The organism is Ensifer adhaerens (genome assembly GCF_013283195.1).
GTDB classification, from domain to species: Bacteria; Pseudomonadota; Alphaproteobacteria; order Rhizobiales; family Rhizobiaceae; genus Ensifer; species Ensifer adhaerens_G.
In genome coordinates this window covers 2531737-2554713 of record NZ_JABEKT010000001.1, presented here as the reverse complement: position 1 = coordinate 2554713, position 22977 = coordinate 2531737, and the positions used below count along the sequence as shown (strand labels likewise).

Annotated in this window: 20 protein-coding genes and 1 riboswitch; of the genes, 11 read left to right on the top strand and 9 right to left on the bottom strand. The window is 61.7% G+C overall.

What is annotated here, in order from left to right; all coding sequences use genetic code 11:
- Nucleotide 1 precedes the first annotated feature (1 nt).
- The 3 genes from LPJGGPFB_RS12110 to LPJGGPFB_RS12100 all read right to left on the bottom strand — a co-directional run bounded on the left by LPJGGPFB_RS12110 (nt 2) and on the right by LPJGGPFB_RS12100 (nt 3275).
- Complete coding sequence (locus LPJGGPFB_RS12110) at nt 2-424, bottom strand: TadE/TadG family type IV pilus assembly protein (protein ID WP_173420128.1); 423 nt, start codon at nt 422-424, stop codon at nt 2-4.
- A gap of 195 nt (nt 425-619) precedes the next feature.
- A complete protein-coding gene (locus LPJGGPFB_RS12105; protein WP_173420127.1) occupies nt 620-1168 on the bottom strand; it encodes a DUF1003 domain-containing protein in 549 nt (182 codons plus the stop codon).
- A gap of 184 nt (nt 1169-1352) precedes the next feature.
- Complete coding sequence (locus tag LPJGGPFB_RS12100; RefSeq protein ID WP_173420126.1) at nt 1353-3275, bottom strand: LTA synthase family protein; 1923 nt, start codon at nt 3273-3275, stop codon at nt 1353-1355.
- 270 nt (nt 3276-3545) lie between these two features.
- Here LPJGGPFB_RS12100 and LPJGGPFB_RS12095 point away from each other — a divergent pair, with 270 nt between their 5' ends.
- From LPJGGPFB_RS12095 to LPJGGPFB_RS12075, 5 genes are all read left to right on the top strand, one after another.
- Nucleotides 3546-5228, top strand: a complete 1683-nt coding sequence (locus LPJGGPFB_RS12095) for an NAD+ synthase (protein WP_173420125.1) — start codon at nt 3546-3548, stop codon at nt 5226-5228.
- A 152-nt stretch (nt 5229-5380) separates the two neighbouring features.
- The gene (locus tag LPJGGPFB_RS12090; RefSeq protein WP_173420124.1) at nt 5381-5566 is read left to right on the top strand and encodes a hypothetical protein; all 186 of its coding nucleotides are present in this window, start codon (nt 5381-5383) and stop codon (nt 5564-5566) included.
- A gap of 24 nt (nt 5567-5590) precedes the next feature.
- On the top strand, nt 5591-6418 hold the full coding sequence (locus tag LPJGGPFB_RS12085) for a TolB family protein (RefSeq protein WP_173420123.1): 828 nt from the start codon (nt 5591-5593) through the stop codon (nt 6416-6418).
- 165 nt (nt 6419-6583) lie between these two features.
- Nucleotides 6584-8317 carry an ankyrin repeat domain-containing protein gene (locus LPJGGPFB_RS12080; protein ID WP_173420122.1) on the top strand — a complete coding sequence of 578 codons (1734 nt, stop codon included), beginning with the start codon at nt 6584-6586 and terminating at the stop codon, nt 8315-8317.
- Between the two features lie 163 nt (nt 8318-8480).
- Nucleotides 8481-10001, top strand: a complete 1521-nt coding sequence (locus tag LPJGGPFB_RS12075) for a diguanylate cyclase domain-containing protein (protein ID WP_173420121.1) — start codon at nt 8481-8483, stop codon at nt 9999-10001.
- Nucleotides 10002-10005: 4 nt separating this feature from the next.
- On the opposite strand, the gene LPJGGPFB_RS12070 is transcribed toward LPJGGPFB_RS12075, so the two are convergent.
- Nucleotides 10006-10677, bottom strand: a complete 672-nt coding sequence (locus tag LPJGGPFB_RS12070; RefSeq protein ID WP_173420120.1) for a helix-turn-helix domain-containing protein — start codon at nt 10675-10677, stop codon at nt 10006-10008.
- Nucleotides 10678-10788: 111 nt separating this feature from the next.
- Between LPJGGPFB_RS12070 and LPJGGPFB_RS12065 the strand changes: the two genes are divergently transcribed.
- The gene (locus LPJGGPFB_RS12065; RefSeq protein ID WP_112834168.1) at nt 10789-11277 is read left to right on the top strand and encodes a 2,4'-dihydroxyacetophenone dioxygenase family protein; all 489 of its coding nucleotides are present in this window, start codon (nt 10789-10791) and stop codon (nt 11275-11277) included.
- 12 nt (nt 11278-11289) lie between these two features.
- Entirely contained in the window at nt 11290-12255 is a 966-nt protein-coding gene (locus LPJGGPFB_RS12060; RefSeq protein WP_173420119.1) for a quinone oxidoreductase family protein, read from the top strand.
- Nucleotides 12256-12304: 49 nt separating this feature from the next.
- On the opposite strand, the gene LPJGGPFB_RS12055 is transcribed toward LPJGGPFB_RS12060, so the two are convergent.
- A complete protein-coding gene (locus LPJGGPFB_RS12055; RefSeq protein WP_173420118.1) occupies nt 12305-13330 on the bottom strand; it encodes a LacI family DNA-binding transcriptional regulator in 1026 nt (341 codons plus the stop codon).
- A gap of 100 nt (nt 13331-13430) precedes the next feature.
- Between LPJGGPFB_RS12055 and LPJGGPFB_RS12050 the strand changes: the two genes are divergently transcribed.
- The 3 genes from LPJGGPFB_RS12050 (at nt 13431) to bluB (ending at nt 16691) form a co-directional block, all read left to right on the top strand.
- Nucleotides 13431-14624, top strand: a complete 1194-nt coding sequence (locus LPJGGPFB_RS12050) for a phytanoyl-CoA dioxygenase family protein (protein WP_173420117.1) — start codon at nt 13431-13433, stop codon at nt 14622-14624.
- 88 nt (nt 14625-14712) lie between these two features.
- Complete coding sequence (locus LPJGGPFB_RS12045; protein WP_173420116.1) at nt 14713-15534, top strand: SDR family oxidoreductase; 822 nt, start codon at nt 14713-14715, stop codon at nt 15532-15534.
- A gap of 112 nt (nt 15535-15646) precedes the next feature.
- A riboswitch (cobalamin riboswitch) is annotated at nt 15647-15854 on the top strand.
- 45 nt (nt 15855-15899) lie between these two features.
- The gene (bluB, locus tag LPJGGPFB_RS12040; RefSeq protein ID WP_173420115.1) at nt 15900-16691 is read left to right on the top strand and encodes a 5,6-dimethylbenzimidazole synthase; all 792 of its coding nucleotides are present in this window, start codon (nt 15900-15902) and stop codon (nt 16689-16691) included.
- On the opposite strand, the gene LPJGGPFB_RS12035 is transcribed toward bluB, so the two are convergent.
- From LPJGGPFB_RS12035 to LPJGGPFB_RS12020, 4 genes are all read right to left on the bottom strand, one after another.
- Nucleotides 16600-17679: a DUF2865 domain-containing protein gene (locus LPJGGPFB_RS12035; RefSeq protein WP_173420114.1), complete on the bottom strand. Its 1080-nt coding sequence runs from the start codon at nt 17677-17679 to the stop codon at nt 16600-16602. The genes bluB and LPJGGPFB_RS12035 overlap by 92 nt on opposite strands.
- Nucleotides 17680-17868: 189 nt before the next feature.
- Nucleotides 17869-18513 carry an acyl-homoserine-lactone synthase gene (locus LPJGGPFB_RS12030; protein ID WP_173420113.1) on the bottom strand — a complete coding sequence of 215 codons (645 nt, stop codon included), beginning with the start codon at nt 18511-18513 and terminating at the stop codon, nt 17869-17871.
- Nucleotides 18514-18668: 155 nt separating this feature from the next.
- Nucleotides 18669-19406, bottom strand: a complete 738-nt coding sequence (locus LPJGGPFB_RS12025) for a helix-turn-helix transcriptional regulator (protein ID WP_173420112.1) — start codon at nt 19404-19406, stop codon at nt 18669-18671.
- Nucleotides 19407-19574: 168 nt separating this feature from the next.
- On the bottom strand, nt 19575-21887 hold the full coding sequence (locus LPJGGPFB_RS12020; RefSeq protein ID WP_173420111.1) for an NADP-dependent malic enzyme: 2313 nt from the start codon (nt 21885-21887) through the stop codon (nt 19575-19577).
- A gap of 175 nt (nt 21888-22062) precedes the next feature.
- On the opposite strand from LPJGGPFB_RS12020, the gene LPJGGPFB_RS12015 reads away from it, so the two are divergent.
- Nucleotides 22063-22902 carry a UDP-2,3-diacylglucosamine diphosphatase gene (locus LPJGGPFB_RS12015; RefSeq protein ID WP_173420110.1) on the top strand — a complete coding sequence of 280 codons (840 nt, stop codon included), beginning with the start codon at nt 22063-22065 and terminating at the stop codon, nt 22900-22902.
- Nucleotides 22903-22977: the final 75 nt, after the last annotated feature.

Sequence of the window (22977 nt, the reverse complement as noted above, 5' to 3'; positions counted from 1 at the left end):
TTCAGATGCCTCCCAAGCGGATGGTGGCGAAGCGCTCGATCTGCTCGCTCGGCATTGCGAAGGTGAACATGTTGTAGATCGGCAGATCGCTGGCGTCGTATTTGATCCTTACCGTGAACTGGTTGGCATTGCTCGCGTCGGCCATGACCGTCACGGTCATGCGGGACGGCTTGATGAAGGATTGATCCATCGTGGTGCGCTGGATGTAGTCGGTGGCGAGACGTTCGCGCTCGCCTTCCGAAAGGCCTGCAATGGCGGTACGAGCAGCATCGGCAGCGATCTGCTGAATGGAATGGGCGGCGCTGAGGTAGATGCCGTAGGCGATCAACGTCAGGACGCAAAGAAAGAAGAGAGGGGCGATGATTGCAAATTCAATTGCGGCAGCGCCATCGCGGCTGCCAAACAGGCGCGTTATTCTGGACATTTCAGCAACTCCGACCGAACCGTGACTGCTTTTTCTCTGTCCCTGCACCGTCAGGCTGCGCTTCAAATATTAATTTTCTGATACGCGAATAGGTTGTTTCAATGGCTAGAAATAGCCTATTGGTGCAAAATGCATATTTGTGATTGAATTAGGAATTGCGTAGATTCTTGAGGGTTTTAGCCGTGCCGGATACGGCTAGTCGTTGTCAGGTATGTGCCGGTATTGGGCAAGCTGGCGATTGAGAGTGGCGAGGTCGGACCGCAACTCGGCAATTTCGCGCAGCAGCACGTCATCGACCTTGTGATGCAGGGCGATCAACTCGACTTCCGATTTCAGATTGACCTCGTAGTCCTTTGCCGCAGCGAAGCGGTCGCGCTCGGCCTGCCGGTTTTGAGACATCATGATGACCGGCGCCTGCAATGCCGCCAGCATCGAGAGCAGCAGGTTCAGGAAGATGAAGGGGTAGGGGTCGAATGCCCCGGTCATGAGCAAGACGGTGTTGACGATCACCCAGACAACCAAAAAGCCGCAAAAGCTGAGAATGAAGGCCCAGGAGCCGCCAACCCTGGCGATGAAGTCGGCAAGCCGATCGCCGACGGAAAGCTCGGCGCTGAACTCGGCGTTGGTGTCCGTCGCAACTGTGCGCCTCTCCTTGGCGCGGGTAAGGATGCGGCGCTCGATTTCGCCGAGTTCGGCAAGCGGCTTGCCGAACAGGTGCTGGGACAGGTCGTTGAAATGCGGCATGGCTATCTCCGAGAATGGTCCGGGCGATATCTAGCGCACCACTTCGGCGAGGAAATCAACGGGAGACCTCAGATGAAAAGAACCGGACGGTCACCCGTCCGGTTCTGTGTTGTCATTCAGGCTTTCAGGCACCCTGCGCTGTGCAAGAGCGGTGTTTACGCGACGCGTCTTCCGGCGATACCAACTAGAAACCTGCGGCGTAAAGATCCGCGTGCGACTTGAAGAAGCGGTCCGTCGAGTAGCGCTTGCCGAACATCATGTCGTGCTGAAGGAAGCGATAGTCACGCAGCAGCGCCGGCACCTTCGGCTGACGGGACCACTCTGCGACGTCCTTGCCGTTCTTGCGGATCAGCATGTAGCGGTCGACGACGCGGTATTGATCGTGCACCTTGCCGAGGAAGCCGGTGTAGTAGGGATGCTCGTAGCCGGACTGCTTCAGGATCTGGTAGGAGAGGAAGGCCGGGCTGATCGTACCGACATTCTTCTTCGGACCAGTCTTGTTCGACCAGACGACGAGTGGCGTTTCATGCTGCGCCTTCATCTGGTCCTTCGGACCTTTGCGCTCGGCCGTCACGCCCTTCATGAAGCCGGTGTTGGTGTAGACGGTGTTCAGCGGCGGCAGATGATCGCCGAACAGCACGATGATGGTCTCGCGGTCGCGCTCCTTCGCCCAGTCCATCAGCTTCTTCAGGCTCTCGTCGGCTTCCTTGATGCCCTGAGCATATGTCGCCAGCACCTGGCGGTCGCTTTCGGGCAGGTTGCCTTCAACCTTGATGGTGTTCTTGGCGTAGCGGTTGGCCTCATACGGGCCATGGCCCTGCAAGGTGACCGCGAAGAAGAAGAACGGGTCATCCATGGCATCGGCCTGGCGGATGATCTCGTTGGTCAGGGACTCGTCCGAGGCGAAGATGCCACGCTTCTGCATCGGCGGCATGTTTTCCTCCGACTTGAAGGTGTCGAAACCGAAGGCCTTGTAGACGGCGGTGCGGTTCCAGAACCAGCTCTGGAACGGGTGGATGGCCCGCGAAACATAACCCTCGCCACGGAAGAAGGTGGCAAGCGAAGGGATCGGATTGCGGATGTATTGCTGGTACGGGATGCTGCCATAGGGCAGGAAGGCGTTGGAAAAGCCGGTCAGCGCTTCGAACTCGACATTCGCCGTCATGCCGCCGAACTCCGGCGAGAACACGTTGCCGGACTGCATCTCGCGGATCGTCGGCATCGGGTCGGGCGACAGCTTGACGTTCGGCAGACGGGTCGGATCCCAGAAGGACTCGCTCATCAGCACGATAACGTCGGGCTTGCTGCGATGGGACGTGCCGGCCGGCAGCGGCTTGACCGGGATGCGGTCGATCGCATCGGCCATGTAGCCGGCAGGTGCGCTGACATTGGCCATCGGCAGGTTGATCGCGAACGCCAGCGCAAAGCCGTTGTGACGATAGTTTTCGGTCTGATCCCACATGATGGGGATGACCTTCAGGCGATCACGGATCCAGGAGAACTGGTTGTAGTCCATGATGTTCCAGAAGGCGAAGAGCAGCGGCAACGCAAAGGCGGCGCGGGCGATGCGCTCGCGGCGCGTCAGCTTGGGGAAGTTGCGCCACGCGTAGCGGAGGAGCAACCCGATGGCGGCAACGGCTGCGAGCAGGCCGACAGCAATGCCGACAGCAGTCCACGGGCGGTCCTTGACCAGAACCGGCATCAGCTCGAGGATCTGGCGACCGAAGAGAAAGTCGGTCGGATAGAGCGGGTCGGAAAGGAAGACCTGCTTCTGCTGGCAGATGATGGCCGGTATGATCGCCAGCGGCGCGATTACCACGGCGGACTTGTGCTCACGGCCGAAAACACCATCGATGGCGAGCAGAATGAGGAAGAATGCACCGATGGTGGTCCAGGCGGGGCGCGTCGGGTCGAGGAAGTAGGAAACCGTGTCGGCCAGGGAGTGGCGCACGATCAACTCGACTGCGAAAACGAGCGCAGCCGCGATTGACAGCGAAAGCAGTGCGCTGCGTGCGGAGGTCAGCGTCTTGGCGTGCCGCACGGCAAATCCGGGTCTATCGGCGTAGACTCGTGATCTCCTCGCTACGGCTGAATCGATACTAGCCAACATCTTCTCCAATTTCATCAATGCGTCGTGTAACTGTCATACGACTGTCATTTTGAACAGGGGATGAATGGCTTGTTCAGGGTGTTTGGAAACAGGTTTTCGTCACGTGAGGGTGTGCGAACCGGAGCCGATAACAATCCGAAATAGCAGAATTTTTTTGGAATTTTTCGCTTCGCTGCGATTGGCTGTGGGTATTTTGGCGCGGATTGCGCTAAAGATCGGGGCGAAAGTCAGACGCATTCGTTCGAGAACAGACCGACAGGCCCGCTCATGACCGCTCATAAAGCTGCTCCCACCCTGCTTCGCATCGCTGTTGCCCAGCTCAATCCGACTGTCGGCGATATCGCCGGAAATCTGGCGAAAGCGCGTGAGGCGCGCGCCGATGCGGCGCGCCAGGGCGCCGACCTCCTTCTCCTTACCGAGCTTTTCATTTCCGGTTATCCGCCGGAGGATCTGGTTCTAAAGCCCGCTTTCCTCAAGGCCTGCCTGCAAGCGGTGGAAAAGCTGGCGGGCGAGACCGCCGACGGTGGTCCGGGCGTCATTATCGGCTTCCCGCGTCTTGCCAAGACGGGACGCCACAATGCCGTCGCCGTTCTCGACGGCGGCAAGATCATTGCGGTGCGCGACAAGGTTGATCTGCCGAATTATGGCGAGTTCGACGAGAAGCGGGTGTTCGATCAGGGCGAGATGCCCGGGCCGGTCAATTTCCGCGGCATCCGCATCGGCATTCCGATCTGCGAGGATATCTGGGGCGATCTCGGCGTGTGCGAGACGCTCGCCGAAAGCGGGGCTGAAATCCTGCTGTCGCCGAACGGTTCGCCCTATTATCGCGACAAGGTGGATGTGCGCCATCAGGTGGTGCTGAAGCAGGTGATCGAGACCGGCCTGCCGATGATCTACGCCAACCAGCTTGGCGGGCAGGATGAACTGGTGTTCGACGGCGCGAGCTTTGCCTTCAACACCGACAAGTCGCTCGCCTTCCAGATGAGCCAGTTCGAGGAAGCGCTGTCGATCGTCGAGTGGAAGAAGGGTGACAATGGCTGGCACTGCGCCAGCGGCCTGCAGTCGCGCCTGCCGGAGCGGGAGGAGGCCGATTATCGCGCCTGCATGCTTGGCTTCCGCGATTATGTGAACAAGAACGGCTTCAAGAACGTCGTGCTCGGCCTGTCCGGCGGTATCGACTCGGCGATCTGTGCGGCCCTTGCCGTCGACGCGCTCGGCGAGGAGCGGGTGCGCACGATCATGCTGCCTTACCGCTATACCTCGAAGGATTCGCTCAAGGACGCCAGGGACTGCGCTGAAGCGCTCGGCTGCCGCTACGATATCGTGCCGATCGAGGAGCCGGTGCAAGGCTTCCTCGGCGCGCTCGCCGATATGTTCGAAGGCACGGAATCCGGCATTACCGAGGAGAACCTGCAGAGCCGAACACGCGGCACCATTCTGATGGCGGTTTCCAACAAGTTTGGCTCGATGGTGGTGACGACCGGCAACAAGTCGGAAATGTCGGTCGGTTATGCCACCCTCTACGGCGATATGAACGGTGGCTTCAATCCGATCAAAGACTTGTACAAGATGCAGGTCTACGGCATCTCGCGCTGGCGCAACACCACCGTGCCCCCCGGTGCGCTCGGCCCGTCCGGTGTGGTCATCCCGCAGAACATCATCGACAAGGCGCCTTCGGCCGAGCTTCGCCCCAACCAGACCGACCAGGATTCGCTGCCGCCCTATCCGGTACTCGACGACATTCTCGAATGCCTCGTCGAAAAGGAGATGAGCACGGAAGAGATCGTGGCGCGCGGTCATGACGAGGCGACGGTGCACCGCATCGAGCATCTGCTCTATATCGCGGAGTACAAGCGCCGGCAGTCGGCGCCGGGCGTGAAGATCACCAAGAAGAATTTTGGCCGTGACCGGCGCTATCCGATCACGAACCGGTTCCGCGACCGGGGCTAGGCGGTGAAAGCCGTCTGCGATGAGGCGGGCGACGCCAAGAGCTCGCCAGAGTTCACCGACGAGGAAGTCCACCTGATCCGGCTGTGGTCGCTCAGCGATAGTTCTGCTGGCGGCCAGTTTCGGCACAGATCGCCTATTTCGCCACACCGGCGGTGTTCGGGATCTACGGTCTTGCGACCGGCAGTATTGTCATCGTTGGCGTCGCCTTTGTCTGTATCCTGTTGCTGCTCGGCTGGGGTTTCGTTTCGACCTGGCGAGACCAGAGCAAATTCGGCCTGATGAAATCGATCTGCGTCAAGGTGTTGGCGATGTTGCCGGCGGACGAACGACGCAGATAGCCGCAGTGACGGCAGGAGAATGCGATGCGCAGTTCCGTTGAAACCTACGACATCGTCAGCGGCGAGATGCATGTCGTCTGGCAGACCGACCGGTTGGTCGAGGCGCCGAACTGGTCGCCTGATGGAACGCATCTTGTCATCAATGGCGATGGGCTGCTCTATCGCCTTCCGCTTGACGGCGGCGAACCGGTCCAGATCGAGACCGGCTTTGCCCGTCTCTGCAACAACGATCACGGTATTTCGCCGGATGGCAGCACGATCGCGATCAGCGACAAGACCGAATTCGGCAAGTCGGCGATCTATCTGCTGCCGGCTTCGGGCGGCGAACCTAGGCTCGTAACACAGAACCTGCCGTCCTACTGGCATGGCTGGTCGCCCGATGGCCAGACGCTGACCTATTGCGGCATTCGCGATCAGGTTTTCGATATCTATACAATCCCGGTTGAGGGTGGCGAGGAGCGGCGGCTGACGCACGGCGAGGGGCGTAACGATGGGCCGGACTGGTCACCCGACGGCGCCTGGATCTACTTTAACTCCAGCCGCACCGGGCGCATGCAGATCTGGCGTGTCCGGCCGGACGGCTCCGACGTAGAGCGAATTACCGACAGTCCCTATGGCGACTGGTTCCCGCATCCGTCGCCGGACGGAAAGCACCTGCTGGTTCTCTCCTACGACGGCGATGTCTTCGACCATCCGCGGGACTTGAACGTTCGTCTGCGGCTGATGGAGATGGATGGCGGCAATGCGCGCGACCTGTTCGAACTCTTCGGCGGACAGGGCACGATGAACGTTCCCAACTGGTCGCCGAAGGCCGATCGCTTTGCCTTCGTTCGCTACGAAGCGAAAAGCTGAGAAGGCTGGACAAGAATACGGACTGCGTGCTAGCGATCGTCTCGCTTGCAGGGCGCACCCGATCCGCGGGAAGGGCCAGACCCACCTGTTTCACTGAACTTGGTTGCCACACCTCTTTTCAGTCTGTGGGCGCGGATACCGGACGTGAATGAAAGGAGGTCTTTCATGATCACGCGCGATCTTCCCGCGAATGCTACCCTCGAATCCATCCGCAAGCAGGCCAAGGCTTTTCTGAAAGCCCTGAAGGCTGGCGATGCCGCGGCACGCCAGCGGACGCTGCCCTATTTCACCGAACCGGCCACGATTGGTCTGCAGGATGCCCAACTGGTCCTCGCTCGGGAGTTCGGCTTTTCCAGCTGGACCCGATTGAAAACGCACCTCGAGCGCTCTCAGCAGGGCAAGCCTGCCACCGAGCAGCTTGCCAACCGCTTCCTGGCGCTCGCGACTGTGTCTTACTTCGGCGACATAGCCGCCGATCCTGAGCGGTATGCCCAGGCGAAAGCTCTGCTCGAAGAGCATCCTGAAATTGCAGGCGAAAGTATTCACGTTGCCGCCGCGCTCGGCGATGGCGACGCTATCGACCGGTGGCTCGATCAGGATCCGAAGCTCGCCGGCAAGCGTGCAGGCCCCTACGACTGGGAGCCTCTGCTCTATGCCGCCTATGCCCGCGTTCCCGGCAGGTCTTCGCTTGCAGCCGGTGAGCGGCTTGTTGCGCGCGGTGCCGATGCCAATGCCTTCTGGTTGGATGATGGACAGTATCGTTTCACCGCGCTGACAGGCGTCTTCGGCCAAGGCGAAGCGGGCAAGGAGCGGCAACCGGAACACCCTGATTGCACCGCCTTTGCCGAGCTGCTGCTCAAGGCCGGCGCCAGGGCCAACGACAGTCAGGCGCTCTACAATCGCATGTTCGAGCCCGACAATACCTGCCTCGAGCTGTTGCTGCGCCACGGGTTGAGCGCCAAGGACAGGAACAACTGGCTGGTGCGCGAGGATGGAGAACTGATCGAAAACAGCCAGAGTGTTTTCGACTATCAGCTCGCCTGGGCGCTGGAAAAACGAATGGCCGATCGCGTTCGATTGCTCGTCGAGCATGGTGCGGACGTCAACCGAACCGTGAAGGGACGCACACCCTACCAATGGGCGGAGCTTGGCGGCGATGCGTCCCTTGCGGAATATCTGCTTGCTCATGGCGCGACGGTTGCGGAACTTACCGATGTCGATCGCCTGGCGAGAGCGATTGCCGAGGGCAAGGGCGAACAGGCGAAGGCGCTGGTGGCTGGGGATGCAACGCTCGTTTCGCGCACGCAGTCGGCACATCCCGCGATCCTGCATGAGGCTGCGGGCGAAAACCGTGAAGTCCAAGCGGCGCTGATGCTGTCGCTCGGCTTCGACGTCAACCGCATGACGTCGCGAACGCCGCTGCACGAGGCGGCGTTGCATGGACATATCGAGATGGCAAAGCTATTGCTCGAGCATGGCGCCAACGCCATGGCGCGCGACCCCTATCATCACGCACCGCCGATCGGCTGGGCCGAGTATAACGGCAAGGGCGACATGGTTCGTTTCCTCGAGAGCCAGTCGCTCGACCTGTTTGCAGCCGCCGCCTTCGGCAAGAGCGAACGGGTGATGGCGATCGTCGATGAAAAACCGGAACTCCTCGACATACCCTTCGGCCAATTCCGCGGGCGCGGGCGGCCAAACCCGCAAAGCGACTGGATGACACCGCTTGCCATCGCCGTCGTCAACAGAAGGTCCGCCGTGGTCAAGCTGCTCATCGAAAAAGGTGCCGATGCCAATCGGCGTGATGGCAGCGGCACGCGGTCGATCCGGGATCTCGCCCGCGACGAAGGCGACGAGGAAATCGTCTCGCTGTTGCGTAGATCTTCTTCGCCCAACTAGTGGTCGTGCGACTACAGATTGTTGGCTTATACTAGGCGGTTGAAGTCTTTAAGGCTTTCAATACCAGCTTGCTTAAACTAAATTTCTGCTTTGATCTTTAGGGTGGCGTCTGATCGGTGCCACCCTTCGCCATTGACGGCTGGTCCGGTGAGGGGGCGTTGGCGTGATCGAGGAAAAGTTTCGGCAACCGAAGCGGAACAGGGCGGTCTGGGCAATTCATGCTGCCTGTACCTTGGTTGCGATCCTGACAATCGCCAGCCTCATCTTCGTTCTCAATCGTTCCGTCGTCGAGGCGGACCGTTTCGGCCGTTCTGCAGAGCGCAGACTGGTGACAAACGAATTGCGCCACCAGATGGAAGCAGCCGTGCAATTCCAGGCGCAGGTCTCTTTCTGGGACGACACTTACGACGAACTTGCGACCGGACGGCTGAGTGACGCCTTCGTGGCCGAACAATTGTCCGGCTGGCTCTGGGAGGACTACGGTTTCTCCTGGCTGATCTTCGGTGATGCCGATGGACATGTTTCGACAGCATTGAAGGACGGTCTGGCCATCCCCGCGCAGGCGGCCGAAGGCCCGCTTCGCGATGTCGATGATCTGCTCGACGAGGCACGTCGCCGCTATGACAATGCGCTGAGAAACAATGGCGGCACCTATACGCTCGATATCCCCCAGCCGAACCGGCAATCGGTAACGCCGATCGTACCCGGCATCCACGCCGTGGATATGCGCGAGGTTCAAGGGCAGATGAGCATCGCGGTCGTCCAGGCGGTGATCCCGGAAACGCTGCAGCTTGCCGCCGATCGCCGCAAACCGGTGTTCATGGTTTCTGTTCGCCCGCTGACGGCGCAGTCGCTGCGGGAGATCGAAGCAAAGCTTGGGGTGTCTGGCCTTGCCTTCGTCCCGCTGTCTCAACTTCCGGCCGATAGCGTGCACGTGTCCGTCGGCCGGTGCTTGGACGCCTCCTGCCTGGTCGTTGCCTGGACGCCCAAATCGCCCGGCGGCTTCGTGCGGGCGGAGATCCTGCCGAGCGTGATCGCCATCGCGATCCTGGCAATGCTTTTGATGGCCTTTGTAGCCCTCAGGTTCTCCAGTGTCTTTGCCGCCTTGCAGCAGAGCGAGGCGCGAAACCTCTACATGGCAAAACATGACCGGCTCACCGGGCTTCTCAATCGCAGCGGCTTCGACGATGCGCTGGCCGCCGCGCTCCTCGACGCGAAAAACCGCCCATTCGCGCTGATCCTTGCCGATCTGGACGAGTTCAAGGCCGTCAACGACCGGCATGGGCACGCGGCGGGTGACGCGGTGTTGATGGCCATTGCCGAACGGTACCGCCGGCGGGTCGGGGCGCGTGGAACCGTTGCCCGCCTGGGCGGTGATGAATTTGCGGTCATCCATCGTTCGTCAGGCAAGGATGCGGACGTATCGGCTGTGGCTGCGGGCCTTGTCATCGATGCACAGACGCCGGTCGAGCTTGAGGGGCAGATGTTGCGCGTCGGCAGCAGCGTCGGCCTGGCCTTTGCGCCTAAGCACGGCAGCACTGCCCGCGCGCTGCTGGCCGCTGCCGACGAGGCGCTCTATCTCGCCAAGAAACGCGGGCGCAACCGTGTCCAGACGGCTGACGACCTTTCCCCGGAAGACAAGGTTGCGCTGAGTGCAGAGGTGTCAAGGCGCCACGCCGGCTGAGTTTTCATGCCGGTAGCTTTCCATCGCCATGGTCTTCATCCGAGCGGCTGAAGCGTCCGCCGAGCGGAGCGGTCACCCACAAAAGCCGGGCGTCGCCGTCGCTGGTTGAAATACAGGCATGGCCGAGGCGTGCATCGAAGTAGACAGCGTCGCCGCTCTTCAGCACTGCTGGTGCGTAGTGCTCGGTATAGAGGGTGATTTCGCCGTCGAGGACATACATGAAGTCCTCGTCGTCGTGCCGGTCCCAATCGGGAAACTGGTCGAGCCCCCGTGCCCTGACCAGCACTTCGACCACCATGAAGGCCGTGTTGCGCACCTCTTCCATCAGCAGCCGCAAGCCATAATTCGGCGTTTCATGGCGGGTGCCATCGTCCTTGCGGGTGACGCTGCGCCGGCCGGCGGGCGGGCTTGCCTCGCCGGAGGCGAGAAAGCTCAGGAGATCAAGCGAGAAGCCGGCCGCCAGCTTCTGCATGGCGTGGAAGGTCGGCGACATCTCGTTGCGCTCGATCTTCGATAGCGCCGAGCGCGACAGGCCGATGCACTGGCTCGCTTCTTCGAGCGTCCATTCCCGTGCGACCCGGAGCTCCTTCACGCGGGCTCCAAGTTCGGCCGGTCGCTCTTCGGTCGAGCGAAGTCTCTGTTCGGCAGGTCGGCGGGTGATGGTCAGCTTGGGCATGGCGTCTCCTCGGGCAATGCATACGAGCAAAATCGACGATTCTCAATTCTGTTGACGAAATCCACTATAGTAGATAAATCCCGCTTGTGAAACTTAACGGGAGGATGGACTTTGATCAACATTCAGGAAAGCAGATACGGAGTTGACGAGTTGCTGGTCGCCGATGCGGAGGCGGATGAACGGCGCTGGCTGCCCTTCGGCGACAGCGCCTTTACATTGCCGTTGCTGTTCGATGTGCGGGGCGGCAGTTGGGTCAGCATCTTCAAGGCCAAGGGCGCCGGCACCATCGAGCGGCATCGGCATTCCAATCCGGTCACCGGTTGGACGCTGGAGGGTACCTGGGGCTATCGTGAGCGCGACTGGATCGCACGGCCCGGCACCTTCATCTTCGAGCCGGCGGGCGATATCCATACGCTCTACGTGCATCCGGAGGCTGGCCACATGAAGGCGCTGTTCCACGTGTTCGGACCGCTGGTCTATCTCGATGACGACGGCAACGCCGAAGGTTATGACGACGTGCTGGTCAGGCTGGACAGATATGCGGCACACTGCAAGTCGGTCGGGCTTGGCGAAGATTTCGTCCGCACACTGATCCGATAGGGGGAGGCAACCATGCATGCATTGGTATTCGACACGTTCGGTGGGCCGGAGGTCTTAAGCTACCGCGAGGTTGCCGACCCGGCCGTGCCGCCGGGCCACATCCAACTGGCCATGCGGGCGATCGGGCTCAACTTCGCCGACATCTATCGGCGAAAGGGCAACTACACGCTTGCGGGCAAGGCGCCCTACATCGCCGGCTACGAAGGGGCAGGTGAGGTGATCGCCAGCGGTGAAGGCGTCGAAGGCGTCGCTGTCGGTGACCGAATCGGGTTTGCGGACGTGCCGTTTGCCAATGCAACGCGGGTGACCGTGCCGCTGGAGCGGGCCATCCCGCTTCCTGACGATATCGGCTTTGAGGCCGCTGCCGCCCTTCTGCTGCAGGGGCTGACGGCGCAGTATCTGGTCGAGGACAGCTATAGCGTCCGGGCCGGCGATACCGTTCTGGTGCAGGCGGCAGGCGGCGGTGTCGGACAGTTGCTGATCCGGCTTGCCATCGCGCGGGGCGCGAGCATCATTGCCATGGCCTCCACGCTGGAGAAGCAGGCGCTCGCCAAGGCCGCGGGTGCCGCCTATGCGCTCGGCTATGACGAGGGCTGGCCGGACAAGGTGCGCGCCTTGAGTGACGGCGGCGTCAATGTCGCCTACGATTCGGTCGGCATAACCCTGCTCGACAGCCTTTCGGCGGTTCGCTCGCGCGGCACACTTGTGACGTTCGGCATGGCCGGTGGGCCGGCACCCCTGGTTGATCCGCGCTATCTCATGGAGCATTCCAAAACCGTCGTCGGTGGTGATCTCTGGGGTTTTCTGACCGATCGGCAGCAGCGGCTGAGCCGGGCCGGGCGGCTGTTCCAGTCGCTCAGGGACGGCGTCATCGAGCGGCCGCGCATCGAGACCTTCGCACTGTCGGACGGGGCCGCGGCCCATGCGCGGCTCGAGGACCGGCGGTTCTCGGGAAAGATCGTGCTTTTACCCGAATGACGGACCGGCCCCGCTTCATCGCGGGGCCTGTCATTGCGGGCCGCTCCGCTCAGGCGACGGGCACGTTGTAGGGCGTAATCACCTCCACGGCCGACAGCCGCGCCCCGGCCGGCTTCTGACCGTTGCCGCTTCTCCCGGCGAGAATGGCGCGGAAGGCCATGCGGGCGTCGCTGCGCAGGTCATGGTGCAGGACGAAATGGATCCGGCGTTCGCGCAGCAGCGCCAGGTTGTCGTGATCGAGGTCATGGGCGATGAACAACGTGCAATCGCGACCGACGCGCTCGAACGCCGCGAGCACAGCGCGGTTGCCGCCGCCAATGGAATAGGCTGCATTGATGTCGGCGTGTGCCGCAAGCGCCTTTGCCGCAAGCGCACCGGTCTCGGTGTCCTTGCCATGGCCTTCGCTGATCTCGACAATGCGGATTGCCGGATAGTGTTCACGCAGCACGCGGCGAAAGCCGATTTCGCGTTCCTCCTCGCCACGGAAACGACTGCTTGAAATTGTCACGAGCACGGTCGCGGAGCGTTCAGCGAAGCGTTCGCCGATGAGATAGGCCGCCGTTTCGCCGGCCGCACGGTTGTCTGCGCCGGCATAGGCGGTCCGCGCCGAATTCGGCAGGTCGGTGACAAGCGTAATCACCGGGATACCCGCCTGTTCCAGGCGGGCGACGGCGCCCGCGACTTCAGGCATATCAGGCGCTTTCAACACCACCCCATCGGTTCCGCGCAACCGAATGCGGTCGAGAAGCTGGGCGATGTCCTGCTGGCGCATCGTCTCGGCGAAGTGGAAGCGACAACGGAACGTCGTTGGCATGAAGGTCGGCGCTTCGGTTTCGAATGCCTCTCTGACCGCATCGGTAAAACGCTCCGGTGCCTCCATCACCACGTCGATCGTCCGCCTCTGGCCCTGGATCTCCAATCCGGATTGCTGCTTTTCCAGCTCGCGAATGGCGGCCTTCACGCGCGCTTCGGTCTGCTGGCGCACGCCGGGGCGCCCGTTCAGGACGCGATCGACGGTCGCGGTGCTGAGCGCGGCCTGAAAAGCAATATCCTTGACCAGAAACGGATGAGCCAACGGCGATCTCTCCTGATGGTTTTTTGATGGATTCCTGCTCTATATCATGATTGGACGGCGCCTATAGTCGGGGCATCGAATGTTTCTGAGGAGGAACGGGATGAAGACCGACAACAATGCGCGCCAGCGCCTCGACCGCGTGTGGCTGAGCGAAGATGGCTGCGACATCGAAGAATTTCGTGCCGAGGTGGAGCGCCAGACGAACCTTGCGGACTATCCGCATGCGCTCGCCTGCGAGAAGAACGTGCTGATCTATGACAGCGCCAGCCTGGTTTCAGCCTGCGCGACGGCCGAGGGGCGCCGCGCGGCACTGGCCGAGATCTGCGAAGTGCTGGCGACCGGTCCAGGTGTTGCCGTGTTCAAGCACGCCTACGCCGACACAACCGTCATCGATGCCGCCAGCGGCATCTTCGATGCGATCATCGAGGAGCAGCACCGCACCAAGAGCGGCGGCGGCGACCATTTTGCCAAGCCCGGCGCCAACGACCGGATCTGGAACTCGCTCGAAAAGCACTGCCTGAAGAGCCCTGAAAATTTTGCCGCCTACTATGCCAATGCCATCATTGCACTTGTCAGCGAAGCCTGGCTTGGTCCGAACTATCAGATGACGGCGCAGGTCAATCGGGTCAATCCGGGTGGGGCGTCGCAGGCGGCGCATCGCGACTACCACCTCGGCTTCCAGAGCTCTGATGTCATCGAGCAATATCCGGCTCATGTGCACCGGCTGTCACCTGTCCTGACGCTGCAGGGGGCGGTTGCTCATTGCGATATGCCGCTTGAAAGCGGCCCAACGCTGTTCCTGCCCTATAGCCAGACCTACGTTTCCGGCTATCTCGCGCTGAAGCGGCCGGAGTTCCGCGCATATTTCGACGAACATCACGTGCAGTTGCCGCTTGCAAAGGGCGATGTCGTTTTCTTCAATCCGGCTCTGTTCCACGCCGCCGGCAGCAACCGTTCGACCGATATCAAGCGCGTTGCCAATCTGCTGCAGGTTTCGTCGGCCTTCGGGCGAGCGATGGAGACCGTGGATCGCGTGAAGATGAGCGCGGCGCTCTATCCGGCGCTGACAGCTCTTATCGCATCCGGCGCACTTTCTAAGGGTGAGGTCGCCAATGCGATTGCGTCCTGTGCCGAAGGTTATTCCTTCCCGACCAATCTCGATCGCGACCCGCCGCTCGGAGGCCTTGCGCCGAAAACACAGGCGCAGCTGATGCGTGAGGCGCTGGCGGGCGGGTGGAGCGAGGCGGATTTCCGCAAAGCGCTTGAAGAGCAGGCACAGCGCAAGCTGAGCTGAACGGAAGATATCGCCATGTCAGGTCCCCGGCGCAGGGCGCCGGGGGCCGTTCCTGTTTCGATGACACTTTCACTCTGGGAGGAATTTCATGACCGAACAACACGGCCGTCTTGACGGCAAGGTCGCCATCGTCACCGGTGGGACGCAAGGGTTGGGGGCAACGATCGCCAGCCTGTTTGCGGAACGCGGGGCCGAAGGCATCGTCATCTGCGGGCGCAACACTGCCAAGGGAGAGGCGAAAGCCGAGGAGATCCGCAAGGCGAGCGGCGCGCAGGTGCTTTATGTCGAAGCGGATCTCGAAAAGGTCGAGGATGCCCGAAAGGTCGTCAACGCCTGCGACGCCACCTTCGGGCGGGTCGATGCGCTGGTCAACGCGGCGGCGATCACCGACCGCGGCACCATTCTCGATACAAGCCCCGAACTCTTCGACCGGATGTTCGCCATCAATGTGCGGGCACCGTTCTTCCTGATCCAGGAGGCTGTCAAGGTCATGCGAAGGGAGGGTACTCAGGGCACGATCGTCAACATCGGTTCCATGTCGGCCATGGCCGGGCAGCCGTTCATCGCTGCCTATTGCTCGTCCAAGGGCGCGCTGGAGACGCTGACCAAGAACACGGCTTACGCGCTGTTGCGCAACCGTATTCGTGTCAACGGTCTCAATATCGGATGGATGGCCTCAGAGGGGGAAGATCGCATCCAGCGAGAGTTTCACGGTGCTGCAGCCGACTGGCTGGAAAAGGCGGCCGCCAGCCAGCCTTTCGGCCGGCTTGTCGATCCCAAGGAAGTCGCGCGCGCCTGCGCCTATCTGTCCTCGAACGAATCCGGCCTGATGACGGGGTCGGTCATCTGCTTCGACCAGTCGGTCTGGGGCGGCTATGACGGTTCGCCACATCCCGTCGCCCCGCTTTGATAGTGAGCCGCAAGGGCAGCGGTCGAAAGGTCTCCGATGTCGACCGCTGCCGAAAGGCTCGCACGGTGCCGGCGGGCACCCACCGAGTTGCTTGTCATTCCCGATTGGCTGTGCACTTATGGCGTCGTCAGGTGCCCGCGACGCGGGAGAATCGGGAATCCGGTGTCACTCCGGAACGTGCCCAACGCTGTGACGGGGACGGCTGCCCCAGGGATCTTGAGTTTTCTCAAAGTCTTGCCACTGGATCTTCATCGGATCTGGGAAGGCGGAGCGGCCGGGGGATCCGAAGTCAGAAGACCGGCCTGGCAAGATAGACCGAAACCCGCGCGGACGGCGGAAGGTTGTGCATTGTTGGGGATCGAACGATGCTGACTGACGCGAATGGCGGCCTTGCGGCCGCAGAAGCCTTTTCATTTGACGAGCGCGAAGCCGTCTACCGCGCCATCGAAACACGCCGGGACGTGCGGGATCAGTTCCTGCCCGACCCCTTGCCTGACGATCTGGTGATGCGCCTGCTCAATGCAGCGCACCGGGCGCCATCGGTGGGGTTCATGCAGCCATGGAATTTCGTCGTCGTGCGCCAGGCGGAAACCCGCGAGCGGGTCTGGCAGGCGTTTTCCCGCGCCAACGACGAAGCTGCGCTGATGTTCGATGGTGATCAGCGGGCGAAATACCGCTCGCTGAAACTGGAGGGTATCCGCAAGGCACCGCTCAGTATCTGCGTGACATGCGATCGCACACGCGGCGGCTCGGTCGTTCTCGGGCGCACCCACAATCCTGACATGGATGTCTATTCCACCGTCTGCGCCGTCCAGAATCTCTGGCTTGCCGCGCGCGCTGAAGGCGTCGGCGTCGGCTGGGTCAGCATCTTTCATGAGAACGAGATCAAGGCGATCCTCGGCATACCCGATCATGTCGTGATCGTCGCCTGGCTTTGCCTGGGCTTCGTCGACCACCTCTACCGTGAGCCGGAACTGGCGGTAAAAGGCTGGCGCCAGCGCCTGCCGCTGGAGGAACTGGTATTCGAGGAAGGTTGGGGAGCCTGCCGGAAGGCTGACGCCGCGATCAGTTGCTCTGAACGGGCTGGTAAGCCGGACCCGTGGGGTGGCGAAGGTCGATCGACGTTTCCTTCTGGGGCAGGAACGTCGGCCCGATGACCCGCACCTTGCTCTTGGCGGGATCGTAGGGGCGCTCTTCAGCGGGAACCGTCACCTTGGCAGAAGGGGCATCTGCCCCCTTATTGCCTTCGATGACGATGATCGAGGACCGACTATCGCTGGAATTGCCGCCGCCTGCCTTGGGCGCTGTTGCCACCGTCTTCGGGATCTGGCAGCCGCAGATGCCGGGCTTGCCGACGTCTCGCGTCCGGTAGGCAAAGGCGTTCGGCAATTCCCGATAGGGGCGTCCAGTCGAGGCGGAAACCATCTGGTCGCTCTCTTCGGTCGCAAGCTCGTGGAAGAAGAGCTCGGTTTCGGCACCCGGGCAGCGGGCGCGACAGGCCTGCTCGTCGCGAGCAAAGTCCGCCGGGCTCGCCTCGGACGAAATGGGGAAGAAGGCGCCGTCGCAGGTGCGCACGCACATGGTGCGAAGCGTGCCGGAATAGACGCCGCTTTCCGGAGGGTATCCGTCTGCGTCGCCATCGCGCAACAACGGCCCGTAGGATTCCTCCGGCGGCAGATCGCGCAGGATATTGCGATGCGTTTCCGGCGCGTCCGGGTCGGCGCTGGCAAATTCCTCGCGGTCGCCATAACAACCGTTGATCTCAAGTGCAGCCAGGATGCGCCGACGCGTGTCGTCGCCATCGCCCGATATCAGCTGCTGGCGTTCCGATTTGAGGATAGCGAGATTGTCTTCCATCTCGGCGATCAGGCTGTTGATATCAGCGCAGATATCCGGGTCGCCGCCATTGAACACGACGACGCTGCCTGTGCCGCAGCCGGCGCGGCGGCGATCGTTGCGCGCTCGACGCAGTTCAATGTTCTGTCGCGAAATCGCGCTGGCGTAATCGCGCGTATCGGCCGTGGTGGTGATGGCCTCGGGCAATTGCGCAAGCCGGGTGTTCAGGCGGTCGCACACGCTGGAGGCCAGCGCCTGATCGGCAAGAACCAGAAGCAGCGGCAAAGTCGCCGCGGCAAGGGTTTTCATGTTCCGGAACAAGGGCGAACGTCCATTTCTGCAACCGCGCTGCGCCGCCCTTGTTGTCCGGGATCGGTCGCCGTCGGCATTTCCTGTTTCAGCCCTATCATAAGGCTTGTCACTGCGTGTGCAACGACAAGCCTCGTAATGCGTTAACAGTGTCGTCCTCTCGGACGAATGGACGGCTCCGATCCGGTGTCAGGCTGCGCGTGCGGTTTCCAGCGACATCGGCCGCTCAAGCACGGTGCCTTCGATCGCGGCGACGGCCTTCATGGCGCTCAGCAGCGACGGCGTCACTTCCCAGGCGACCGCCACGGCAAAGACCGAGCCGATCCGGTGCGGTTCACCGATGCGCTCGCCGGGGCAACCCATGCGACGGAACATCCGCTCGAGGAAGACGTCGGTGACCGTAACGATGTGGCTGATGCCGGAGGCAAGTCCGAGTTCGCCGACGCCGCACATCAGTTCTGCGGCGGCAACCGTGACCTGATTGGAAGCACGGTCCTGGGAAATTTCCGGATCGATGCAAAAGCGGCTCGATTCCCAGATCGAGGCGCTGCGGATCTCCGGGTTGTCGCCAAGCAGGATCGGGAACGTATCGTCCAGCATGTTGGGGCCAAGCGTCGGCAGCAGCCTCAGCGATCCGCGCAGCTTTCCGGTGTCCGGCGAATAGGACAGGATGTAGAGCGGGTTCGACTTGTCGTAGTTGTCGATCTCCCAGTCCCCATCGGTCTGAACGTCCCATTTCAGGAAGTCGTGAAAGACGCGCTTGCGCAACTTGAACATCTCGTCGATGGCCTGTGGGTGCTGTCCGCGTGTCCTGCCGTTGAGGATCCTGATCATCGTTCTCTCCATCCTTGTCTTTGGGGGATGGCGTGATGCTGTCAGTCCGGCGGCGGAGAAGAAACTGGCACTAGTGACAGTACCGGTAACGGATTTTTTACTCTAAATTTCGATGGGTTTCCGGAAGAGCGTGGGGGGAGCGGCTCTAGCCCGGATCAAACTGTGGGGATCAGCGCATGGCGGACGGCCTGGGCCACGGCCTGCGTGTTGGAGACGACGTTGAGCTTGCGGCGGGCATTGGTCATGAAGAAGCGCACGGTGCGCTCGGAAATGCCGAGAATGGTGGCAATCTCCCAATAGCTCTTGCCGGCTGCCGACCAGGTGAGAACCTCGGTTTCACGGCCGGTCAAGCGCATCTCGCGCGTTGCCGCGCCACTCGTCATGGCCGCATTCTCGAGCATGCCGGCATGAAACAGGTTGGCGGCGAGCTGGAAGTCGCGCAGATGATTGCGCCGATAGATCGACCATTCGGCCGCCGACATGTTGACGTTGATGGCAAGCAACGCCATGCGACCGGCCGGCGAGGGTAGCGGCAGGGCGACGCCTTCGCTAGAGAGCCCGATCTCTTCGGCCGTCTTGAACAACGGCTCGCATTCGGGAAAGCGATGGCGCGCCGTCGTCCATTCGACCGGTCTGACGCCGCCGAGCGCCAGCTTGAGGATCGGATCGATGCGATAGAGCCCACGCGTCAGATAAAGCTCCGCCGCGTAGGCACCGAATGTGTGGTGCAGGCGGCAGATCTTGAGCTCGTCCGCATAGGGCTCGGCCTCAAGATAAAGGAGATGAGCGATGCGAAAGGTACGTCGCATCAACGTAAAAAAATGGGCCGGCTCGACACAGCCTCCGCATTCCAGGATTTCCAGCATGTCGAGGACAGCCTGTTGTTCAGTCATGCCACAACACCGATTCTTGCCCTGAACCCCACAATGGTTGGGGGTTCACCTTTTGTCCAGAACCGTCATCCGCATTTGCTGTGGATTGTCGATCCTACAAACAATGGTTGTTGCCAGGATCGGATCGGAAACACAGGGCCGCCGGGTACGACGGCCCTGCAAAAAGTTTCAACCCGGATGGCTGGCTTCAACGACAGCGAGTGCTGCCATGTTAACGACGCCGCGTGAGGTCACGGACGGCGACAGGATGTGCGCCGGCAGTGCCGAGCCAAGCAGGATCGGGCCGACATGCAGGCTGTCCGTCATCGTCTTGACGACGCCGAGCGTGATGTTGGCGGCATCGAGATTCGGGAAGACCAGCAGGTTGGCTTCGCCCGAAAGCGTGCTGTTGGGCATGACGCGCTGGCGCAGAACCTCGGAGATGGCCGAATCACCATGCATTTCGCCATCCACTTCGAGGTCGGGCGCAAGTTCGCGCACGAGCTGCAATGCCTGACGCATCTTGGTGGCGCTTTCGGAATCGCGTGAGCCGAAGTTCGAGTGCGAGACAAGGGCGGCATGCGGCGTGATGCCGAAGCGGCGGATTTCCTGTGCCGCCATGACTGTCGTCTGGGCGATTTCTTCGGCGCTCGGGCAATAGCTGACATAGGTGTCCGTGAAGAACGTTGCGCCGCGCTGTGAGATGAGCAGGCTCAGTGCCGAGAAGTCGAGAACGCCTTCGCGCTTGCCGATGATCTGCGAGACGTCGCGCAGGTGCTTGCTGTAGCGTCCTTCGACACCGCAGATCAGTGCGTCGGCTTCGCCGCGCTTGACGGCAAGCGCCCCGATGACCGTGGTGTTGGTGCGCACGATCGTACGGGCTGCTTCCGGAATGACGCCGAGGCGGCCGACAAGGGCGAAATAGTCCTCGACATAGTCACGATAGCGCGGGTCGCCTTCGGGGTTGACCACTTCGAAATCGACATCAGGACGAATGCGCAGGCCGTAGCGACGCAGGCGCGTCTCGATGATCTGCGGACGGCCGATCAGGATCGGGCGGGCTGTGCCTTCCTCCAGCAGCACCTGGGCTGCGCGCAGCACGCGCTCGTCTTCGCCTTCGGCAAAGATCACGCGGTTCTTCTGCGCGTTCTTGGCGGCGGCAAAGACCGGCTTCATGATGAAGCCGGAGCGGAAGACGAAGCGGTTGAGCTTGTCGAGATAGGCGTCGTAATCCTGGATCGGACGAGTGGCGACACCGCTCTCTTCAGCAGCCTTGGCGACGGCCGGCGCGATCCTCAGGATCAGGCGCTGGTCGAAGGGCGAGGGGATCAGGTAGTCAGGGCCGAAGACCGGCGTCTCGCCGGAGTAGGCGCGGGCAGCGACATCCGATGGCTCCTCGCGGGCAAGGCCGGCGATGGCGCGGACGGCCGCCATTTTCATTTCTTCGTTGATCGTGCTTGCGCCGCAGTCGAGCGCACCGCGGAAGATGTGCGGGAAGCAGAGCACGTTGTTGACCTGGTTGGGGAAGTCCGAACGGCCGGTGCAGATCATGGCGTCGGGGCGTGCCGCACGGGCGGCTTCCGGCATGATCTCGGGCGTCGGGTTGGCCAGTGCCATGATCAGCGGCTTTTCCGCCATCTGTACCAGTAGTTCCGGCTTCAGCACGCCGGCCGCCGACAGGCCGAGGAAGACGTCGGCGCCACCGATGCTGTCTGCAAGCACCCGGTTGTCGCTTTCCTGGGCGTAGACCGATTTCCATTGGTCCATCAGAACTTCGCGGCCCTTGTAGACAAGGCCTTCGAGGTCGTGCACCCAGATGTTTTCGATCTTGGCGCCCAGCGTGACGAGCAGGTTGAGACAGGCAAGCGCTGCAGCACCGGCACCCGAGGTGACGATCTTGGCCTTGGCGATGTCCTTGCCGGCCAGCTCCAGGCCGTTGAGGATCGCGGCCGCAACGATGATGGCGGTGCCATGCTGGTCGTCATGGAAGACGGGGATCTGCATTTTTTCACGCAGCTGGCGCTCGACCTCGAAGCATTCCGGTGCCTTGATGTCTTCGAGGTTGATGCCGCCGAAGGTCGGCTCCAACGCCGAGATGACGTCGACCATGCGCTCGATGCTTGCCGCATCGATCTCGATGTCGAAGACGTCGATGCCGGCGAATTTCTTGAAAAGGACGGCCTTGCCTTCCATCACGGGCTTGGAGGCAAGCGGACCGATGTTGCCGAGGCCGAGAACGGCCGTGCCGTTGGAGATAACCGCCACAAGATTGGCGCGCGCCGTGTAGTCGGCTGCCGTTTCCGGGTTGTCGCGGATGGCGATGCAGGGCGCAGCCACGCCGGGCGAATAGGCGAGCGCGAGGTCGCGCTGGTTGCCGAGCGGCTTGGTGGGCTGGATTTCGAGCTTCCCCGGGCGCGGGTAACGATGGAAGAAAAGAGCCTGCTGGTCGATATCGCCGCTGGCCGGACCGGTGTGGGATTTGTTTTTGTCGCCCGTGCTCATAGTCTGCATTCCTCTTTTTTGGACGTGGCCTTGTGGCACGAATTGCGAACCGCGTACAGTTTTTGCGCGGTTCTTTTGCGCCGGTGCGACGAAGCGGCCGGCGTCCGTGTCATCTTCCTGAAACACGAGTCTGGTTTTGACGGGCCCCAGAAGGCTCAATCAAGACGAGGCTGGTATGATGGCGGCGCCGCAAGACAACTCCGTAAGACATCTCAGGACGTTGTTCATCTCCGACGTCCACCTCGGCTCCAAGGCGGCCAAGACCGACTTTCTCATTGATTTCCTGCGGTATCACGAGGCGGAAACCATCGTTCTCGTTGGCGACATCGTCGATGGCTGGCGGTTGAAGCGCAGCTGGTATTGGCCGCAGAACTGCAACGACGTTGTCCAGAAGCTTTTGCGCAAGGCGCGCAAGGGCACGCGCATCATCTATATCCCCGGCAACCACGACGAATTCATGCGCGATTTTCCGGGCGTTCACTTTGGCGGCATCGAGGTGGCGCAGCGCCACATGCACAAGGGCGCCGACGGCCGCAATTATCTGGTCTTGCATGGCGACGAGTTCGACGTGGTCGTGCGCAATGCCCGCATCCTCGCCTATCTCGGCGACTGGGCCTACGACACGGCAATCGCCATCAATATCGGTCTCGCCGCCATTCGCCGCCGGCTCGGCATGCCCTATTGGTCGTTCTCTTCCTGGGCGAAGCTGCAGGTGAAACACGCCGTCAACTTCATCGGCGAGTTCCAGAAGGTGGTCGCCGACGAGGCCAGACGTCACGACGCCCAAGGGGTGATCTGTGGCCATATCCACCATGCCGTCATCGAAGACATCGGCGACATCCGCTACATCAACACCGGCGACTGGGTCGAAAGCTGCACGGCGATCGCCGAGCACCACGACGGCACCATGGAGCTGATCACCTGGCATCAGATGCGCGGTGGCGCCGCCGAAGCGGAGGGAACTGCAGAAGCTGAGCGTCTGCTGGCGCAATTGCTGACGCAGCGGGCAGCGTGAAGAGGCTGCGAGCAACCTACGAACCGCGCTTGTAGCGAAATCTAGGTTATGGCGATCCTGCAGTGGGCTATGCTA

Excerpts from the sequence above, each read along its gene's own strand:
- LPJGGPFB_RS12110 (WP_173420128.1), bottom strand. The coding sequence starts at position 424 with ATGTCCAGAATAACGCGCCTGTTTGGCAGCCGCGATGGCGCTGCCGCA.
- LPJGGPFB_RS12105 (WP_173420127.1), bottom strand. The coding sequence starts at position 1,168 with ATGCCGCATTTCAACGACCTGTCCCAGCACCTGTTCGGCAAGCCGCTT.
- LPJGGPFB_RS12095 (WP_173420125.1), top strand. The coding sequence starts at position 3,546 with ATGACCGCTCATAAAGCTGCTCCCACCCTGCTTCGCATCGCTGTTGCC.
- LPJGGPFB_RS12085 (WP_173420123.1), top strand. The coding sequence starts at position 5,591 with ATGCGCAGTTCCGTTGAAACCTACGACATCGTCAGCGGCGAGATGCAT.
- LPJGGPFB_RS12080 (WP_173420122.1), top strand. The coding sequence starts at position 6,584 with ATGATCACGCGCGATCTTCCCGCGAATGCTACCCTCGAATCCATCCGC.
- LPJGGPFB_RS12070 (WP_173420120.1), bottom strand. The coding sequence starts at position 10,677 with ATGCCCAAGCTGACCATCACCCGCCGACCTGCCGAACAGAGACTTCGC.
- LPJGGPFB_RS12060 (WP_173420119.1), top strand. The coding sequence starts at position 11,290 with ATGCATGCATTGGTATTCGACACGTTCGGTGGGCCGGAGGTCTTAAGC.
- LPJGGPFB_RS12050 (WP_173420117.1), top strand. The coding sequence starts at position 13,431 with ATGAAGACCGACAACAATGCGCGCCAGCGCCTCGACCGCGTGTGGCTG.
- LPJGGPFB_RS12045 (WP_173420116.1), top strand. The coding sequence starts at position 14,713 with ATGACCGAACAACACGGCCGTCTTGACGGCAAGGTCGCCATCGTCACC.
- bluB (WP_173420115.1), top strand. The coding sequence starts at position 15,900 with ATGCTGACTGACGCGAATGGCGGCCTTGCGGCCGCAGAAGCCTTTTCA.
- LPJGGPFB_RS12035 (WP_173420114.1), bottom strand. The coding sequence starts at position 17,679 with ATGAAAACCCTTGCCGCGGCGACTTTGCCGCTGCTTCTGGTTCTTGCC.
- LPJGGPFB_RS12030 (WP_173420113.1), bottom strand. The coding sequence starts at position 18,513 with ATGATCAGGATCCTCAACGGCAGGACACGCGGACAGCACCCACAGGCC.
- LPJGGPFB_RS12025 (WP_173420112.1), bottom strand. The coding sequence starts at position 19,406 with ATGACTGAACAACAGGCTGTCCTCGACATGCTGGAAATCCTGGAATGC.
- LPJGGPFB_RS12020 (WP_173420111.1), bottom strand. The coding sequence starts at position 21,887 with ATGAGCACGGGCGACAAAAACAAATCCCACACCGGTCCGGCCAGCGGC.
- LPJGGPFB_RS12015 (WP_173420110.1), top strand. The coding sequence starts at position 22,063 with ATGATGGCGGCGCCGCAAGACAACTCCGTAAGACATCTCAGGACGTTG.